This is a genomic window from Pseudoxanthomonas suwonensis (assembly GCF_010093235.1).
Classification (GTDB): domain Bacteria; phylum Pseudomonadota; class Gammaproteobacteria; order Xanthomonadales; family Xanthomonadaceae; genus Pseudoxanthomonas; species Pseudoxanthomonas suwonensis.
Map to the genome: position 1 here is coordinate 160,461 of NZ_PDWP01000001.1, position 17,934 is coordinate 178,394.

Here is a 17,934-nt window from a genome sequence, read left to right on the forward strand (position 1 = left end):
CCACCCTACTCAGGGATCGAAGGACAGCCCCAGCGCCGCCACGGCGGCGGTGACCCGCGCGCGCGCGTCTTCCACGGCGGCGTCCGGCGGCACCAGGCGCGGGCGGCGGTCGAGGGTGCACGCCAGGCCAGCGTCGAGGAACACCGCATGCGCCGCCAGCAGGTCCGAAGCCGTGGCCTGGCCGAGTACTCCGGCCTGCGCCAGCGCGGCCAGCAGCCCGGGCGTGTCGCGCGGAGCCTGCAGCGCCGGCTGTGCACCGGCTTCGCGCAGGACCAGGTACTGGACCAGGAATTCGAGGTCGACCAGGCCGCCCGCCCCCTGCTTGAGGTCGAACCGGCCCGCGTCGCTGCGATCCAGCTCGGCGCGCATGCGCCGGCGCATGCTGGCCACGTCCGCGGCGAGCGCGGCCGGCTCGCGCGGCCGCGACAGGGTCTCCCCCCGGATGCGTTCGAAGTCGGCGGCCAGCGCGGGATCTCCGGCGACCGCCCTGGCGCGCACCAGGGCCTGGTGTTCCCAGGTCCAGGCGCGGTGCATCTGGTAATCGAGATAGCTGGGCAGCGACGACACCAGCAGGCTCTTGCCGCCATCGGGACGCAGGCGCATGTCGGTCTCGTACAGGCGTCCGGCGCTGGTCACCGCACCCAGCAGGCCGACGAGCTTCTGCGCCAGGCGCGCGTACCAGCGTCCGGCCTCCAGCGGGCGCCCGCCGTCGGACGCGGCTTCGGGATCGGCGTCGTAGAGGAATACCAGGTCCAGGTCGGAACCGAAGCCCAGCTCGCAGCCGCCGAGGCTGCCATAGCCGACCACCGCGAAACGGCCGCCGGCGATGCGCCCGTGCGCTGCCGCGACCTCCCCCTCTGCCATCGCCAGCACCTGCACCACCACCGCGTCGGCCAGCCAGGCCAGCTGGCGCACGCTGTCGGTGGCCGGCTGGCGGCGGTCCAGCGCCGCCAGCGCGATGCGGAAGCTCAGCGCCAGGCGCACCTCGTTGAGCGCGCGTAGCGCCGCCTCGGGGTCGCCGTCGCCGCTGGCCACCGCCTCGGCGCAGGCGCGTTGCATCTCCGCCGCATCGGGGATGGGACCGGCGACGCGCACGTCCAGCAGCTCGTCCAGGAGCAGCGGATAGGCGGCGATGCGGTCGGCCAGCAGCGCGCTGCGGGCGAGCACGTCGACCAGCCGCGCCAGCGCGCTGGGCTGTTCGTCGAGCAGGGCAAGGTAGCTGGCGCGTCGCAGGATCGACTGCAGCAGGCCCAGCAGGCGCCTGAGCGCCGCATCCGGCTGCGCCGAGCGCGAGGCCGCGCCGAGCAGCGCGGGAACCACCCGGTCCAGGCGCGCGCGCGCGGCGTCGGACAGGGCGCGGACGCCATTGCTGCGGGCGAAGTCCCGCAGCGCCGCGTCGGCGCCGGCAGCGTCGCCGAATCCCGCGTCCGCCAGCACCGCCGGTTCGCCGGCCTGCGGCAGCAGCCGCCAGTAGCCTTCCAGCGCATCGGGCGCGGACTCGCGCCGGCGCGGCACCAGCAGCGCATCGAACTCGGCCGACACCCGCGCACGGCATTCCGCCAGCTCGGCCTGAAGCGGCGGCCAGCCCTCGTAGTCCAACCCGACGGCGATGCGCTCGCGCGCGTGCGCATCCTCCGGCAACGCATGCACCTGGGCATCGGCCAACATCTGCACGCGGTTCTCGAGCCGGCGCAGGAAGCGGTAGGCCGCGGCCAGCGCGGCGCCGTCTTCCGCCGCGACCTGCCCGCCGTCGACCAGCGCCTGCAGCGCCGGCAACAGCCGGCGGCCGCGCAGCGCCGGCTCGCGGCCACCACGGATCAGCTGCAGCGACTGCACCAGGAACTCGATCTCGCGGATGCCGCCGCGGCCGCGCTTGAGGTCGTCGGCCATGTCGCGGCGCTGCATCTCCGCCACGATCGCCGCCTTCATCGCGCGCAGGCCGTCGAGCGCGGTGAAGTCCAGGTAGCGGCGGTAGACGAACGGGCGCAGCGTCTCCAGCCAGGCCTCGCCGGCGGCGATGTCGCCGGCCACGGTGCGCGCCTTGAGCCAGGCATAGCGCTCCCAGTCGCGGCCCTCGCGCTGGAAGTACTGGTCCATCGCCGCGAACGACCACGCCACCCGGCCGGCATTGCCGAACGGACGCAGGCGCAGGTCGACGCGGTGGCAGAAGCCGTCGGCGGTGACCTCGTCCAGCAGCTTGGCCAGGCGCTGGCCCAGGCGCGCGAAATACTCCTCGGCGGCCAGCGCGCGGCGGCCGTCGGATTCGCCGTCGTGCGCGTAGGCGTAGACCAGGTCGATGTCGGAGGAGAAGTTCAGTTCCCCGCCGCCGAGCTTGCCCAGGCCGAACACGACCAGCCGCTGCGGCCTGCCGGCCGGATCGCGTACCACGCCGTGGCGCTGCGCGAACTCCTGCTCCAGTGCCTCCAGCGCCAGCGCCAGGCACTGCTCGGCCAGCTGCGTGCTGCCGGCCAGGGTGGCGTCGACGTCGTCCAGGCCAAGCACGTCGCGCCATACCAGGCGGGTGGACGCGGCGGCGCGGAAGCGGCGGAGCTGCCCGGCCCAGTCGTGTGGCTGCAGCGGGTCCAGCACCGGTGGCGGCAGCGGCGGCGGATCGTCCGCGGCCAGGTGCTCCAGCAGCGAAGGCTGGCGGCGCAGGGTTTCGATCGCGAAATCGCTGGCGACCGCAACGCGGGCGACCCGCCCGCGGAGCTCAGCGTCCTGCAGCAGCCCGTCGTGCCGTGGCGAGGCCGCGCGCAAGGTGGCAAGTGCCCGATCGGCGTAGTGGGCGCGGATGTCGGCGGCGGACACGGGACTGGCGGTCGTCATCGCCCGGATTGTGGCATGCGGCCCGGGCGGACGAGGCCGGCGGCAGGCAATAAAAAAGCCCGCTTGCAGCGTACTGCCAGCGGGCCTGCTCCCTCCCCCACGTCGGGATGCGGGGCCATCGTGATGAGCCCCTCCAGGCATTGCACGCTGCACTGCAAAACAGGACCTGCGGGTTCAATTTCGGCGGTTTTCGGCTGGTTTCGCTGAATACGTGTATTCCCTAGAGTGATAGCGATATCACAGATTCGGGACTGGGTTGCCGACCAGGAATGCGGCTTCCCCGGCGACGTTGCGGGCGGGTCCGACGTCGACATGAAACTGAACGGATTGCGCGAAATCGCCGCACGAGCCCGCGCGCGGGCCACGACGCGACCCCCGCGACGATGAGGGCCTGGGGCAGGCTCGGCGCAACTTCTTCAGGCGGCCCGGTGCTCGGCCGGCAGGGCGCGGCGCTGGCGCACGGCGCTGGCGAGCCGCTCCAGCACGGCCACCGACGCCTCCCAGCCGAGGCAGCCATCGGTGATGCTCTGGCCGTAGATCAGCGCGCGTCCGGCCACCGGATCCTGGCGCCCCCCGACCAGATGGCTCTCGACCATCACGCCGATGATCCGGCGTTCGCCCTGTTCCACCTGGCGCGCGATGTCCTCCACCACGGCCGGCTGGTTGTCGGGATTCTTGCCACTGTTGGCGTGGCTGGCATCGATCATGATGCGCGGCGCCAGGCCGGAGCGCTCCAGCACCTCGCTGGCGGCCTGCACGCTGGCCGCGTCGTAGTTGGGCGCCTTGCCGCCGCGCAGGATCAGGTGGCAGTCGGGGTTGCCGGCGGTCGCGGCGATCGCCGAACGCCCGTCCTTGGTCACGGCCAGGAAATGGTGCGGGTGGGCCGCCGCCATCACCGCGTCGGCGGCGATGCGCACGTTGCCGTCGGTGCCGTTCTTGAAGCCCACCGGGCACGACAGGCCGGAAGCCATCTCGCGGTGGATCTGGCTTTCGGTGGTACGCGCGCCGATCGCGCCCCAGGCCACCAGGTCGGCGACGTACTGCGGCGAGATCGTGTCCAGGTACTCGCAACCGGCAGGCAGGCCGAGCAGGTTGATGTCGCGCAGCAGGCCGCGGGCGATGCGCAGCCCCTTGTCGATGCGGAAGCTGCCGTCCAGGTCGGGGTCGTTGATCAGTCCCTTCCAGCCCACCGTGGTGCGCGGCTTCTCGAAGTACACGCGCATCACGATCTCCAGCGCGTCGCCAAGGCTGTCGCGCAACGGCCGCAGGCGGCGCGCGTATTCCATCGCGGCCTCCGGATCGTGGATCGAGCATGGGCCGATGACCACCGCCAGGCGGTCGTCGCGGCCATGCAGGATCGCCGCCAGCGCATGGCGCGCGTCGGCCACGGTCTGCGAGGCCTGCTCGTCGCAGGGAATCTGTGCCAGCAGCTCGGCGGGGGGAGTCAGCGGCTGCAGGCTGCGGATGCGGAGGTCGTCGGTGTGCGGGGCCATGGCGGTTTCCATCTTCGGTTGGGGCCTGCCCAGCGAGGCGGCAACAAAAAAGCCGCCAGGTTCGCTGGCGGCTTTCGGGAATGCGTCTGAAACTTTCTTCAGGGTGAGCGCAGTCCTTCCTCCGCCAGCGGCTTCGGAAAGTAGTACCAAAAGTAAAAGCTGGCACGGGTTGCGGTCATGGCTTGCATTGATAGCACGCGTTCTTGTGCGGTGCCACAGTTTCATCCGCAACCCGCGCGGCTCCGGCGGGGTTGCCATCACAGAAACGAAAAGGGCCGCCGGATGACCGACGGCCCCCTGGTGCCGCGTAGCCCTGCGCGGGCGGCGCGGCCGCCGATCAGAAGCGGTAGACCAGGCCGGCACCCAGCACCGGGTACACGCTCACGTCCACGCTGTCTTCCAGGTCCAGGCGCTCGGCTTCCAGGTCGGCCTGGAACCGCGGGTCGCTGGCCAGGCCGGTGGCCTGCAGCGAGACCGAGGTCTTGGCGGCGACCGCGCCCAGCTCCACGTAGAAGCCCAGGCCACTGCCGCCACGCGAGCGGTAGGCGATGCCGGCGTACGGCGCCACGTTGTCCTTCAGCTCGACGGTGCCCTTCAGCGTGCCCACTTCCGCGGCGGTGTACTCGGTGCCGTTGAACTCGTAGACGCCGCCGGCGCGCGGGGTGCCGGTCACCGAGGCCTTGATGTCGCCGACCACGGCGCCGACGGAGACCTGGAAGCCGCCGCCCAGCGGGTGCCAGTTGAGCAGCAGGCGGGTGTTGCTGAACTCCAGGTCGCCCTTGTAGTTCACCTCGTCGGTGTCCTCGTCACCGTCGATCTCGAAGGTGCTGTAGCCGAGGGTGGCGGAGAAGTGCTTGCTCAGGCTGGCATTGACGTCCAGGCCATAACCCAGGGTGGAGACGCCGGCGCCCACGCTCACGTCCTCGAAGGGGGCGGCGATGGCGGCGGGTGCGAGCAGGGCGGCGGGCAGGGCGAGGGCCAGCGCGGCGAGTTTGTTCTTGGACATGCGGAATTCCGGTTCGGTGGATGGTGGGACGCGAGGGTCCATCGGGTCTTAGCGACCACCCCATCCGGTTTCTTAACCAGTCTTTCACATCACTCGCCGATTACTGCGATGCACGTCACCTGTTCGACCGCAAAAGAAAAGGCCCCGCCTTGCGGCGGGGCCTTTCCGGTTACGGCACCCGGGGGCCGCGGCTGGATCAGAAGTCCATGCCGCCCATGCCGCCCATGCCCGGAGCCGCCGGCTCTTCCTTCTTCGGCAGCTCGGCCACCATGGCTTCGGTGGTGATCATCAGGCCGGCGATGGAGGCCGCGTTCTGCAGCGCGGTGCGGGTCACCTTGGTCGGATCCAGGATGCCGAACTCGACCATGTCGCCGAACTGGCCATTGGCGGCGTTGTAACCGAAGTTGCCGGTGCCGGCCTTGACCTGGTTGACGATCACCGACGGCTCCTCGCCGGCATTGGTGACGATCTCGCGCAGCGGGGCTTCCATGGCGCGCAGGGCGATCTGGATGCCGTGGTTCTGGTCCTCGTTGATGCCCTTGAGGTTCTCGATGGCGGCCTTGGCGCGGATCAGGGCGACGCCGCCGCCCGGGACCACGCCTTCCTCGACGGCCGCACGGGTGGCGTGCAGGGCGTCTTCGACGCGGGCCTTCTTCTCCTTCATCTCGACCTCGGTGGCGGCGCCGACCTTGATGACGGCAACGCCGCCGGCCAGCTTGGCCACGCGCTCCTGCAGCTTCTCGCGGTCGTAGTCCGAGGAGGTCTCCTCGATCTGGGCCTTGATCTGCTTGATGCGCGCCTCGATGGCGGAGGTGTCGCCGGCGCCGTCGATGATGGTGGTGTTCTCCTTGGAGACCTGCACCTTCTTGGCGCGGCCCAGGTCCTTGATGGTGGCCTTCTCCAGCTGCAGGCCGACTTCCTCGGAGATCACGGTGCCGCCGGTCAGGACGGCCATGTCTTCCAGCATCGCCTTGCGACGGTCGCCGAAGCCCGGGGCCTTCACGGCCACGACCTTGACGATGCCGCGGATGGTGTTGACCACCAGGGTCGCCAGGGCCTCGCCCTCGACTTCCTCGGCCACGATCAGCAGCGGCTTGCCGGCCTTGGCCACGCCCTCGAGGACGGGCAGCAGGTCACGCACGTTGGAGATCTTCTTGTCGTGCAGCAGGATGAACGGATCGTCCAGGTCGGCGGTCTGCGACTGCTGGTTGTTGATGAAGTACGGCGACAGGTAGCCGCGGTCGAACTGCATGCCCTCGACCACGTCCAGCTCGTTGTCCAGGCCCGAGCCTTCCTCGACGGTGATCACGCCTTCCTTGCCGACCTTCTTCATCGCCTCGGCGATGATGTTGCCGATCGACTCGTCGCTGTTGGCCGAGATGGTGCCGACCTGGGCGATCGCCTTGTCGTCGGCGGTCGGCTTGGACAGCTTCTTCAGCTCCTCGACGGCGGCCTTGACGGCCTGGTCGATGCCGCGCTTGAGGTCCATCGGGTTCATGCCGGCGGCGACGGCCTTGGAGCCTTCGCGGATGAAGGCCTGGGCCAGCACGGTCGCGGTGGTGGTGCCGTCACCGGCGTTGTCGGAGGTCTTGGAAGCGACTTCCTTGACCATCTGCGCGCCCATGTTCTCGAACTTGTCGGCCAGCTCGATCTCCTTGGCGACGGACACGCCGTCCTTGGTGATCGTCGGGGCGCCGAAGCTCTTCTCGAGCACGACGTTGCGGCCCTTCGGGCCCAGGGTCGCCTTGACGGCGTTGGCGAGGATGTTCACGCCGCGCACCATGCGCGAGCGGGCGTCTTCACCGAAGCGGATTTCCTTCGCAGCCATTTTGAAAAACTCCGTGATTCGTTATGCGTTGTGTGGGTCGAAGCGCGTAGCGGGCCGGGCTCAGCCCAGGATCGCGAAGATGTCGTCTTCCTTCACCACCAGGTACTCGGTGCCGTCGAGCTTGACCTCGGTGCCGGCGTACTTGCCGAACAGGACCTGGTCGCCGACCTTCACCTTGGGGGTGCGCACGCTGCCGTTGTCGAGCACCTTGCCCTCGCCCACGGCGATCACCTGACCCTTGATCGGCTTCTCGGTCGCCGAATCCGGGATCACGATGCCACCGGCGGAGACCTTCTCCTCTTCGGTGCGCTTGATCACGACGCGGTCGTACAGCGGCTTGATGTTGCTCATTTCAATCCCTCACAAGTGATTGACTGGGTTGGAAAAAGGGCGGCGAGTCTAGCACTCGGACCTGGTGAGTGCCAGCGACCGCGACGACAGGAAAACCCCCGACGGACCGAGGGCATGGACCGCAGATGGGGCAGCCCGGGAAGGCTTTCAAGGGGCCACGACGCCTTTTCTTTTCCGGACGGCCGCGTACGGCACCGGCGGGACCGGCACCGGTGGCGGCCGGCTACACTTCGCCCATGGACGTCCACATGGTCTTCTGCAGCTGCCCCGATCCGGAAACCGCGGCCCGCCTGGCCACCGCGGTGGTGGAGGAGCGGCTGGCCGCATGCGCCAGCGTGCTGCCCGGCATGCACTCGGTGTACCGCTGGCAGGGAGCGGTGGAGCGCGCCGACGAGGCGCTGCTGCTGGCCAAGGCGCCGGCGGACCGGCTGCCGCTGCTGGTCGAGCGGCTGCAGGCCCTGCACCCCTACGAACTCCCCGAGGTGATCGCGGTCCAAGCCGCCGCCGGCCTGCCCGGCTACCTCGGATGGGTGGTCGAGGCCACCCGCGACTGACCGGATCCGGAAAGCCCTGCATGACCCCGAACCGCCCCCTGCCGGCCCGGCGACTCCCCGGCCTGCTCCTGGTGCTGCTGGCCTGGCTGGCGCCCTTTGCCGGCGCCCACGCCGCCATCGACGAATCCGAGCTGCTGCCGGTGGACCAGGCCTTCGTCCTCACCGCCACCGCGCCCGAGCCGGGCCGGATCGAGATCCACTGGAAGATCGCAGAGGGTTACTACCTCTATCGGCACCGCACCTCGGTGAGCGCCAGCGGCGGCTTCATCGGCGGCAACCTGCGGCTGCCGGCCGGCGAGCGCCACGTGGACGAGTTCTTCGGCCCGGTCGAGACCTACCGCGGCAGCCTGGTGGCCATCCTCGACGGCCAGCCCACCGGGACGACGGCCACGGCCGACCTGCAGATCCGCTATCAGGGCTGCGCCGACGCAGGCATCTGCTATCCGCCGCAGACCCGCCAGGTCCAGGTGCGCCTGCCTGCCGCCGGGCAGGCCGGGACGCGCCAGTCCGGCGGTCCCGGCCGCGGGCGGCTGGCCGCGGCGCTCGCCGGCGTGGGCGGCGCGCTGCCGGAGAGCCAGGCCTTCGCGGTGGGCGCCGTGGCCGATGGCGGCAACCGCCTGCGCGTACGCCTGCAGCCGGTCGAGGGCTACTACATCTACCGCGACATGACCCGCTTCGCGCTGGAGGACGCGCCGGGCCTGTCCACCGGCCGCCCGCGCTGGCCGGCGGGCACCGCCCACCGCGACGAGCATTTCGGCGACGTCACCGTGTACTTCGAGCCGACCGAGGTGGCCGTGCCGGTCATGCGCACGCGCCCCGAGGCGGCAACCGCGACCCTCGTCGTGACCTTCCAGGGCTGCCAGGACGGAGGCATCTGCTATCCGCCGATGACCCGCCGCATCCCGGTGGACCTGCCCGCGGGCAACGTGCTGCCGCAGCCGGCGGCGCTGTCCGCGGCCCCGGCCGACGCCGGAACGGATGCGCCCACCGCGGCCGGTGGCGAGGCCGCCGCGGACGGCATGGACGCGGCCGAGCCCGCACCCGACGCGTCCGCCGGCAACCCCGGGCGCCCCCGCGCCGCCGCCGCGACCGCCCGCGTCGGCGGCACCCTGGCCGGTGCCTTGCTGCTGGCCCTGGTCGGCGGCCTGGTGCTGAACCTGATGCCCTGCGTCCTGCCGGTGCTTTCGCTCAAGGCCCTGGGCCTGGCACAGAGTGGCGAAAGCCGGGAACGGGCCCGCGCCCACGCACTCTGGTACACGGCCGGCGTGCTGGTGGCCTTCGCCGCGGTCGGCGCGCTGGTGGTGGCGCTGCGCGCCGCCGGCCAGGCGGCGGGCTGGGGCTTCCAGCTGCAGCAGCCGTGGTTCGTGGCGGCGCTGGCCTATCTCATGTTCGCCGTGGGCCTGAGCCTGTCGGGGGTGTACACCCTCGGCACCGGCATCGGCGGCGGACTGGCCGCCAACCGCAGCGGACCGGCCGGCGATTTCCTGACCGGCGTGCTCGCCTGCGTGGTGGCCAGCCCGTGCATCGCCCCGTTCATGGGCCCCGCGCTGGCCTACGCCTTCGCCGCGCCGGCCGCCGCCGGGATGCTGGTCTTCCTGGTGCTGGGCCTGGGCCTAGCGCTGCCGTTCCTTCTGATCGGCTTCGTGCCCGGACTGGCGCGGCGGCTGCCGCGGCCCGGCGCATGGATGGAGACGGTCAAGCAGGTGCTGGCCTACCCGATGTACCTGACCGCGGTGTGGCTGCTGTGGGTGCTCGGACGCCAGCGCGGCGTGGACGCGATCGCCATGGTCCTGGCCGGCGCCGCGGTGCTGGCGCTGGCGCTGTGGTGGTTCGAACGCAGCCGCTGGCGCGGGCGGCGGCCGGCGGCCCTGCTGGCACTGCTGCTGGCGGCGGCGGCGCTGGCCCCGGTATGGGGCGTCACCCGCCTGACACCGGCCAGCGCCGCGACGGCGCATGGCGCCGCGGTGCCGTACTCGGCCGCCGAGCTGGACCGGCTGCGCGCCGAGGATCGCGTCGTGTTCGTGAACATGACCGCCGACTGGTGCGTGACCTGCAAGGCCAACGAGCGCAACGTGCTGGCCAGAGACGGGTTCGGCGAGCTGCTGGCACGCACCGGCGCTGTCTACATGCGTGGCGACTGGACCAATGCCGATCCGGCCATCAGCGCCTTCCTTGAGGCGCACAACGCAGTGGGCGTGCCGCTGTACGTGGTGTACGGACCGGGCGCCCCTCCGGCGGTGCTGCCGCCGGTGCTGACCTCGGCCGTGGTCGAGGACGCCCTGCTGCGGGCGGCGGCGCGATGAAGCCGGGCCTGCGCCTGGTGCTGGCGGCCGCCTGCGCCGCCGTGCTGGGCCTGGGCGCGGGCGCCTGGTACGAGTCCCGCCAGCCGGACCTGCCGCCGCCGATGCCCGTACCCGAAGGCGTTCGCGTGGCCGCACCGGGCGAACGTCCCGAGCCCATCCGGCTCCCGGACCTGGAGGGCAACATCGTCGAACTTGCCGCCATCGCGCCGGGGCGCCCCCTGCTGGTCAACGTCTGGGCAAGCTGGTGCGGGCCCTGCGTCGCGGAGATGCCGGAGCTGCAGGGTTTCGCCGAAACCCAGGGCGACGATGGCGTCCAGGTGGTCGGACTGGCGCTGGACGAGGTGGACGCCGTGCGCGCCTTCCTGCGCCAGGTGCCTGTTGGATACCCGATCCTGCTCGACAGTCCCGGGCCGGCCGACGCCAGCGTCCTGCTCGGCAACACGCGCGGCCTGCTGCCCTACAGCGTGCTGCTGGACGCGCAACGCCGGGTGGTGCGGCAGAAGCTGGGGCCTTTCGCCCCCGGCGAAATCGAAAGCTGGGCGCGCCCCGGCGGCGAATGACGGCCGGATTCAAACATACACTTGAAACGCCTTCATCTTCGTCGAACTGGACAGTAAAGGCGCCATCCTCCAGACTGCCGCCCTTTCCGGTTCCGCACCCACCCATGGCCAAACTGCTCGTCCTGCACGGCCCCAACCTCAACCTGCTCGGCACCCGCGAGCCGGAGGTCTATGGCCGCACCACGCTGGCGGACATCGATGCCGACCTGGCCCAGCGGGCCGCGGCGGCAGGCCATGCGCTGGAGTCCTTCCAGTCCAACGCCGAGCACGCGCTGGTGGACCGGGTCCAGGCCGCCCGCCAGGACGGCACGGCCTTCATCCTGATCAATCCCGCCGCCTTCACCCACACCTCCGTCGCCCTGCGCGACGCCCTGGCCGCGGTGGCGATCCCGTTCATCGAGATCCACCTTTCCAACCCGCACGCCCGCGAACCGTTCCGCCAGCACAGCTACTTCAGCGACAAGGCCGTCGGCGTGGTCTGCGGCTTCGGCGCCGACAGCTACCGCTACGCCCTCGACGCGGCGGTGGCGCGGCTGCCCGCCTGAGCCTTCGCTTTCCCGTTGCAACGCGTCCGCGCCGCGGACGCCCCACACAGAGGCCACCATGGACCTGCGCAAGATCAAGAAGCTCATCGACCTGCTGGAAGAATCCAACCTCGCCGAAATCGAGATCAAGGAAGGCGAGGAAAGCGTGCGCCTGTCGCGCATCCCGCAGGGCGTCGCCGTGGCCGCCCCGGCCGCCGCCCTGGAAGTGCGCTCCCCCGCCGCGGCCCCGGCGGCCGCGCCGATGCCGATGAGCTCGCCGGTCGAGGCCGCCACCGGCGGCACCCCCAAGCCGGGCAGCGACCTGCCCCCGGGCCACGTGGTGCGCGCGCCGATGGTCGGCACCTTCTACGCCGCCCCGGCACCGGACAAGCCGGCCTTCGTCACCGTCGGCCAGCAGGTCAAGGCCGGCGAGACCCTGGGCATCATCGAGGCGATGAAGATGTTCAACCCGATCGAGGCCGACGTTTCCGGCACCGTGGTCGCGATCCTGTGCGAAAGCGGCCAGCCGATCGAGTTCGACCAGCCGTTGTTCGTGATCGGCTAAACGCCGATCACGACGGGATTCGGGATTCGTGATTCGTGATTCGCAAAAGCAGCGACCCCACGAGCGCCTGGACGCATGGCGCGACGCGATGGCGCTGGTCGAGTCGATCTATCGGATCACGGCCCGTTTCCCGCAAGAGGAACGACTCGGCCTCAGCATGCAGTTGCGCAGGGCGGCGGTAAGCGTACCGTCGAACATCGCGGAGGGCGGCGCCCGTCGCTCGACCGCCGAATACCTGCGCTTCCTGTCCATGGCACGAGGCTCCCTCGCCGAAATCGGTACCCAGCTGGAGATCGCCGAGCGCCTGGGCTACTGCGAACACGACGCCGAAACCAACGACCAGCTCGATCGCACGTTCTCCCGACTCAATGCATTGATCCGCTCGCTCGACACCACGCGAACCGTTCGCGATCCGGGCGCCTCCTACGAATCCCCAATCTCGAATCCCCAATCCCATGCTTGATAAAGTCGTAATCGCCAATCGTGGCGAAATCGCGTTGCGGATCCTGCGCGCCTGCCACGCGCTGGGCATCCGCACCGTCGCCGTGCATTCCACGGTCGACCGCAACCTCAAGCACGTCGCCATGGCCGACGAGTCGGTCTGCATCGGTCCGGCGCCGTCCACCGACAGCTACCTCAACATGGCCTCGATCATCGCCGCCGCCGAGGTGACCGATGCCCAGGCCATCCATCCCGGCTACGGCTTCCTGTCCGAGAACGCGGACTTCGCCGAGCGCGTGGAGCAGTCCGGCTTCATCTTCATCGGGCCCAAGGCCGACACCATCCGCCTGATGGGCGACAAGGTCGAGGCGATCCGCGCGATGAAGGCCGCCGGCGTTCCCTGCGTGCCCGGCTCCGGCGGGCCGCTGGGCGACGACGTCGTCACCAACGCGAAGATCGCCCGCGAGATCGGCTACCCGGTGATCATCAAGGCCGCCGGCGGCGGCGGCGGCCGCGGCATGCGCGTGGTCCACGCCGAGGCCGCGCTGGCCACCGCCATCACCACGACCAAGACCGAGGCCAAGGCGGCCTTCGGCAACGGCGAGGTGTACATGGAGAAGTACCTGGAGAATCCGCGCCACGTGGAGATCCAGGTGCTGGCCGACGGCCAGGGCAACGCCATCCACCTCGGCGAGCGCGACTGCTCGATGCAGCGCCGCCACCAGAAGGTGGTCGAGGAAGCGCCGGCCCCGGGCATCACCCCGGAGCAGCGCGCGGAGATCGGCAAGGTCTGCGTCGAGGCCTGCATCCGCATCGGCTACCGCGGCGCCGGCACGTTCGAGTTCCTGTACGAGAACGGCCGCTTCTACTTCATCGAGATGAACACCCGCATCCAGGTGGAGCATCCGGTCACCGAGATGGTCACCGGCATCGACCTGGTGGCCGAGCAGCTGCGCATCGCCGCCGGCCACAAGCTGCGCATCCGCCAGGAGGAAGTGGTGCTCAACGGCCACGCCATCGAGTGCCGCATCAACGCCGAGGACCCGGAGACCTTCTTCCCCAGCCCCGGCCTGATCCAGCACTTCCACGCCCCGGGCGGCCCGGGCGTGCGCGTGGACACCCACATCTACGAGGGTTACCGCGTGCCGCCGAACTACGACTCGATGATCGGCAAGCTGATCGTGCACGCCCCGGACCGCGAGACCGCGATCTGCCGCATGCGCGTGGCCCTGAGCGAGATGGTGGTCGACGGCATCAAGACCAACATCCCGCTGCAGCAGCGGATCATGCGCGACAAGGGCTTCCAGGCCGGTGGCCAGAACATCCACTACCTGGAAAAGCGCCTGGCCGAGCGCAAGAACCAGTCGATCGCGCTGGGGTGAGGACAACCGGCCCGGCGCGGCGCGCCGGGCAGGTGGCGCCTGGGCCGGCCATGCCGGCCCTTTCCTTTTTGAGGTCGCCGCAGGCCCCGCGTGAGACAATCGCGCCCCCGTACAGCAACCGTCCACGCCCATGCCCTACCTTGAACTTAGCCTGCGCAGCACCGAGGCCGAGCAGCCGCGCTACGAGCGCGCGCTGGAGGACGTGGGCGCGCTGTCGGTCACCCTGCTCGACGCCGATGCCGACACCCCCAACGAGCGTGCCATCCTCGAGCCGGGCGTGGGCGAGACGCCGGTCTGGAAGTCGCTGGTGCTGACTGCGCTGTTCGACGCCGACGCCGATGCGCTGGCCCTGCTGGCGGCGCTGGAATCCTTCGATCCCTCGCTGGACTGGAGCTCGGCCTCGTTCCGCACGGTCGAGGACCAGGACTGGGAGCGCGTGTGGCTGGACCAGTTCCAGCCGATGCGCTTCGGCGAGCGCACCTGGATCGTGCCGTGGAACCACGAGCTGCCGGCGGAGGCCGACGTGGCCGATGCCGCGGTGGTGCGCCTGGACCCGGGCCTGGCCTTCGGCTCCGGCACCCACCCGACCACCGCGCTGTGCCTGCGCTGGCTGGACGGGCTGGCCGGCAGCGGCCTGCTGCAGGGCGCGCGCGTGCTCGACTTCGGCTGCGGCTCGGGCATCCTGGCCCTGGCCGCACTGAAACTCGGCGCCGCGCAGGCGGTGGGCGTGGACAACGACCCGCAGGCGGTGCAGGCCTCGCTCGACAACGCGCTGCGCAACGAAGTCGACGGCAGGCTTGCCGTCTACCTGCCGGACGACGAACCGGTAGCGACCTACCCGGTGGTGGTGGCCAACATCCTGGCCTCGGCGCTGGACGCCCTGGCCGAGGTGCTGGCCGCGCGCGTGGCCCCGGGCGGGCGCATCGCCCTGTCCGGCATCCTCCAGGGCCAGGAAGACGAGCTGCTGGAGCGCTACGCGGCATGGTTCGAAGAGCTGCAGGTGGCCGTCGACGGCGACTGGGTGCGGATCGACGGCGTGCGTCGCTGAGGCGACCAGGCCCGCCTGCGCGATCGGCGGGCGCATGGTTGAATAGCGGGCATGTTCCCCGCCTGCCCGCACTGCGACTTCCTGGTCACCCACCTGTCCGGCCAGCCGCGCCCGGAGACCTGCCCGCGCTGCGGCAAGCCGATGGCGGCGGGTGCCGCGCAGGCTGCCGCGCCTGCGCCGGCGGACGCGCCGCCCGCCACGCCGGATACACCCGCGACGCCGGCACCCGCGCTGGCGACCCTGCTCGATGACGAGCCACCGGCGGCCGGGGACGTGGAACTGCCCGCCGGACCGCACCCCGTCCCAACCGCCGGCACGGGCGTCGAACCGGCTTCGGACGCCCCGGTCCCAGCGCTGGCCACGCCCGTTGCGGAAACGGAGCCCGCGGCGGAACCGGAACCGGTCGCCGCGGAGCCGGCGATCGCCGCCGAAGCACCGTCCGTCGTCGCACCGGAGCCGGCGCCGGCTGCCGCCGCGCCTGCCGCCAAACCGCCCGTGGCGGCGCGCACCGGCACCAGGGCGCACGCACTGCGCGGCTACTGGCAGTGGCTGCTGATCGCCCTCCTGGGCCTGCTGCTGGGACTGCAGATCCTGCTGGCCGATCGCGCGCGGCTGGCCGCCGATCCGGACTGGCGTCCGCTGCTGCTGCAGGCCTGTGGCCTGCTGCATTGCACCCTGCCCGCCTGGCACGAACCCACCGCATTCACCATGGTCGAGCGCAGCGTGCGCCCGGGCCAGGCCTCCGGCACCCTGCGGGTGGATGCCACCTTCCGCAACGACGCGCGCTGGGCCCAGCCATGGCCCACGCTGCAGCTGTCGCTGTCGGACGCCGACGGCCGCACCACCGGCGACGGTGTGTTCGCGCCCGAGCAGTACCTGGGCCAGCCTCCGGACGGGCTGCTTGCACCGGGACAGAGCGCCCAGATCACCTTCGTGGTGCAGGAACCGGCGCCGGGGACGGTCGCCTTTGCCTTCAGGTTCCACTGACGTCCAATGGCAGCGACCGGAAGGCCGCGCTAGACTCCCCAACCCGCTCGATGCACGCGCATCACCTGACGGAATCCCACGTGCAGCAGAACGCTTCCTCCCGCGCCGACGCCGGCCGCCCCGCCTCCCGCCAGCCGCTCCGCGAGCACGTGGCGCAGTCGGTCAGGCGCTACCTGCGCGACCTGGACGGGGTGGAAGCCAACGACGTCTACGAGATCGTGCTGCGCGAGATGGAGATCCCGCTGTTCGTTGAAGTGCTCAACCACTGCGACGGCAACCAGAGCCGCGCCGCGGCCCTGCTGGGGATCCACCGCGCGACCCTGCGCAAGAAGCTCAAGGACTACGGGCTGGTCTGAGCCCCACCGGGCGGCCCGTGCCGGGGTGGCGGCTATAATTCCGCCTCTTTCCCGCACCTGCCGCCACCCATGACTGCCGACCTCCTGCCCGTGCGCCGGGCACTGCTGTCCGTTTCCGACAAGACCGGCCTGATCGACCTCGCCCGCGCCCTGGCCGCGCGCGGCATCGAACTGCTGTCCACCGGCGGCACCGCCCGCGCCATCCGCGAGGCCGGACTGCAGGTCAGGGACGTGTCCGAAGTGACCGGCTTCCCGGAAATGATGGATGGCCGGGTCAAGACCCTGCACCCGGTCGTGCATGGCGGCCTGCTCGGCCGCGCCGGCATCGACGACGCGGTGATGGCCCAGCACGGCATCGGCGCGATCGACCTGCTGGTGCTCAACCTGTATCCGTTCGAGCAGGTGACGGCGAAGGCCGACTGCACCCTGGCCGACGCGGTGGAGAACATCGACATCGGCGGCCCGGCGATGCTGCGCTCGGCGGCCAAGAACTTCGCCCGGGTCGCGGTGGCCACCTCGCCTGACCAGTACGCCGGCCTGCTGGCCGAACTGGAAGCCAACGACGGCCGGCTCTCGGCGGCGACCCGCTTCGCCCTGTCGGTGGCCGCATTCAACCGCGTGGCCCAGTACGACGCGGCGATCAGCAACTACCTGTCGGCCGTGACCGACACCAGCGCCGAGGTGCCGGTGCGCACCGCCTTCTCGGCCCAGTCCAACGGCAACTTCATCAAGGTCATGGACCTGCGCTACGGCGAGAATCCGCACCAGCAGGCCGCGTTCTACCGCGACCTGCATCCGGCGCCGGGTTCGCTGGCCACCTTCAAGCAGCTGCAGGGCAAGGAGCTGAGCTACAACAACATCGCCGACGCCGACGCGGCCTGGGAATGCGTGCGCCAGTTCGACGCCCCGGCCTGCGTGATCGTCAAGCACGCCAATCCCTGCGGCGTGGCCGTGGCGGCCAACGTCGGCGAGGCCTACGAGCTGGCCTACGCCACCGACCCGACCAGCGCCTTCGGCGGCATCCTCGCCTTCAACCGCCCGCTGGATGCGGCCACGGCCAAGACCATCCTCGACCGCCAGTTCGTCGAGGTGCTGCTGGCGCCGGAATACGATGCCGGCGCGCTGGAGTACGCGACGAAGAAGGCCAACGTGCGCGTGCTGCGCATCCCGATGGCGCCGCCGTCGCCGGGCTTCATCGACCTCAAGCGCGTTGGCTCGGGCCTGCTGATGCAGACCGCCGACGACCGCGTGGTCACCCGCGACGAGCTGAAGGTGGTGACGAAGCTGGCGCCGACGGATGCCCAGTTCGCCGACCTGCTGTTCGCGTGGAAGGTGGCCAAGTTCGTCAAGTCCAACGCCATCGTCTACGCGAAGGACAGCCGCACCGTGGGCGTGGGCGCCGGGCAGATGAGCCGCGTGTACTCGGCGCGCATCGCCGGCATCAAGGCCGCCGACGCCGGCCTGGTGGTCGAGGGCTCGGTGATGGCCTCCGATGCGTTCTTCCCGTTCCGCGACGGCATTGACGCCGCCGCCGCCGCCGGCATCAAGGCGGTGATCCAGCCGGGCGGCTCGATGCGCGACGCCGAGGTGATCGCCGCGGCCGACGAGCACGGCATCGCCATGGTGTTCACCGGCGTGCGTCACTTCCGCCACTGACACAAGGGCGGCATCGCGCATGGCAGCGGCCGCGCCCCTCCGGGGCGCGGCCGT

At 70.9% G+C, this 17,934-nt stretch carries 16 protein-coding genes; 11 read left to right on the forward strand and 5 right to left on the reverse strand.

What is annotated here, in order from left to right:
• Positions 1–9: 9 nt before the first annotated feature.
• The 5 genes from glnE to groES all read right to left on the reverse strand — a co-directional run bounded on the left by glnE (position 10) and on the right by groES (position 7,504).
• Positions 10–2,826, reverse strand: coding sequence for a bifunctional [glutamate--ammonia ligase]-adenylyl-L-tyrosine phosphorylase/[glutamate--ammonia-ligase] adenylyltransferase (gene glnE / locus CSC68_RS00705; RefSeq protein ID WP_162201591.1), 2,817 nt, complete (start codon positions 2,824–2,826; stop codon positions 10–12).
• Between the two features lie 416 nt (positions 2,827–3,242).
• A complete protein-coding gene (locus tag CSC68_RS00710; RefSeq protein ID WP_162201592.1) occupies positions 3,243–4,319 on the reverse strand; it encodes a 3-deoxy-7-phosphoheptulonate synthase in 1,077 nt (358 codons plus the stop codon).
• Positions 4,320–4,656: 337 nt separating this feature from the next.
• Positions 4,657–5,325, reverse strand: a complete 669-nt coding sequence (locus CSC68_RS00715) for a hypothetical protein (protein WP_162201593.1) — start codon at positions 5,323–5,325, stop codon at positions 4,657–4,659.
• Between the two features lie 196 nt (positions 5,326–5,521).
• Complete coding sequence (gene groL / locus CSC68_RS00720) at positions 5,522–7,153, reverse strand: chaperonin GroEL (protein ID WP_162201594.1); 1,632 nt, start codon at positions 7,151–7,153, stop codon at positions 5,522–5,524.
• A gap of 60 nt (positions 7,154–7,213) precedes the next feature.
• On the reverse strand, positions 7,214–7,504 hold the full coding sequence (gene groES, locus CSC68_RS00725; RefSeq protein WP_162201595.1) for a co-chaperone GroES: 291 nt from the start codon (positions 7,502–7,504) through the stop codon (positions 7,214–7,216).
• A gap of 236 nt (positions 7,505–7,740) precedes the next feature.
• Between groES and cutA the strand changes: the two genes are divergently transcribed.
• The 11 genes from cutA to purH all read left to right on the forward strand — a co-directional run bounded on the left by cutA (position 7,741) and on the right by purH (position 17,880).
• Positions 7,741–8,058 carry a divalent-cation tolerance protein CutA gene (cutA, locus tag CSC68_RS00730; RefSeq protein WP_162201596.1) on the forward strand — a complete coding sequence of 106 codons (318 nt, stop codon included), beginning with the start codon at positions 7,741–7,743 and terminating at the stop codon, positions 8,056–8,058.
• A 20-nt stretch (positions 8,059–8,078) separates the two neighbouring features.
• Positions 8,079–10,361, forward strand: a complete 2,283-nt coding sequence (locus tag CSC68_RS00735) for a protein-disulfide reductase DsbD family protein (RefSeq protein WP_162201597.1) — start codon at positions 8,079–8,081, stop codon at positions 10,359–10,361.
• On the forward strand, positions 10,358–10,921 hold the full coding sequence (locus tag CSC68_RS00740; protein ID WP_162201598.1) for a TlpA family protein disulfide reductase: 564 nt from the start codon (positions 10,358–10,360) through the stop codon (positions 10,919–10,921). The genes CSC68_RS00735 and CSC68_RS00740 overlap by 4 nt, the downstream gene beginning before the upstream one ends.
• A gap of 104 nt (positions 10,922–11,025) precedes the next feature.
• The gene (gene aroQ / locus CSC68_RS00745) at positions 11,026–11,466 is read left to right on the forward strand and encodes a type II 3-dehydroquinate dehydratase (RefSeq protein WP_162201599.1); all 441 of its coding nucleotides are present in this window, start codon (positions 11,026–11,028) and stop codon (positions 11,464–11,466) included.
• 58 nt (positions 11,467–11,524) lie between these two features.
• Complete coding sequence (gene accB, locus CSC68_RS00750; protein ID WP_162201600.1) at positions 11,525–12,010, forward strand: acetyl-CoA carboxylase biotin carboxyl carrier protein; 486 nt, start codon at positions 11,525–11,527, stop codon at positions 12,008–12,010.
• 28 nt (positions 12,011–12,038) lie between these two features.
• Positions 12,039–12,473 (forward strand): four helix bundle protein, encoded by a 435-nt coding sequence (locus CSC68_RS00755; protein ID WP_162201601.1) that lies wholly within the window; start codon positions 12,039–12,041, stop codon positions 12,471–12,473.
• The gene (accC, locus tag CSC68_RS00760; RefSeq protein ID WP_162201602.1) at positions 12,466–13,833 is read left to right on the forward strand and encodes an acetyl-CoA carboxylase biotin carboxylase subunit; all 1,368 of its coding nucleotides are present in this window, start codon (positions 12,466–12,468) and stop codon (positions 13,831–13,833) included. The genes CSC68_RS00755 and accC overlap by 8 nt, the downstream gene beginning before the upstream one ends.
• Positions 13,834–13,963: 130 nt before the next feature.
• Positions 13,964–14,881 (forward strand): 50S ribosomal protein L11 methyltransferase, encoded by a 918-nt coding sequence (prmA, locus tag CSC68_RS00765; protein WP_162201603.1) that lies wholly within the window; start codon positions 13,964–13,966, stop codon positions 14,879–14,881.
• Between the two features lie 51 nt (positions 14,882–14,932).
• Complete coding sequence (locus tag CSC68_RS00770) at positions 14,933–15,868, forward strand: DUF3426 domain-containing protein (RefSeq protein ID WP_246193404.1); 936 nt, start codon at positions 14,933–14,935, stop codon at positions 15,866–15,868.
• 50 nt (positions 15,869–15,918) lie between these two features.
• Positions 15,919–16,224, forward strand: a complete 306-nt coding sequence (fis, locus tag CSC68_RS00775; RefSeq protein ID WP_246193405.1) for a DNA-binding transcriptional regulator Fis — start codon at positions 15,919–15,921, stop codon at positions 16,222–16,224.
• Positions 16,225–16,293: 69 nt separating this feature from the next.
• Positions 16,294–17,880: a bifunctional phosphoribosylaminoimidazolecarboxamide formyltransferase/IMP cyclohydrolase gene (purH, locus tag CSC68_RS00780; RefSeq protein ID WP_162201605.1), complete on the forward strand. Its 1,587-nt coding sequence runs from the start codon at positions 16,294–16,296 to the stop codon at positions 17,878–17,880.
• Positions 17,881–17,934: the final 54 nt, after the last annotated feature.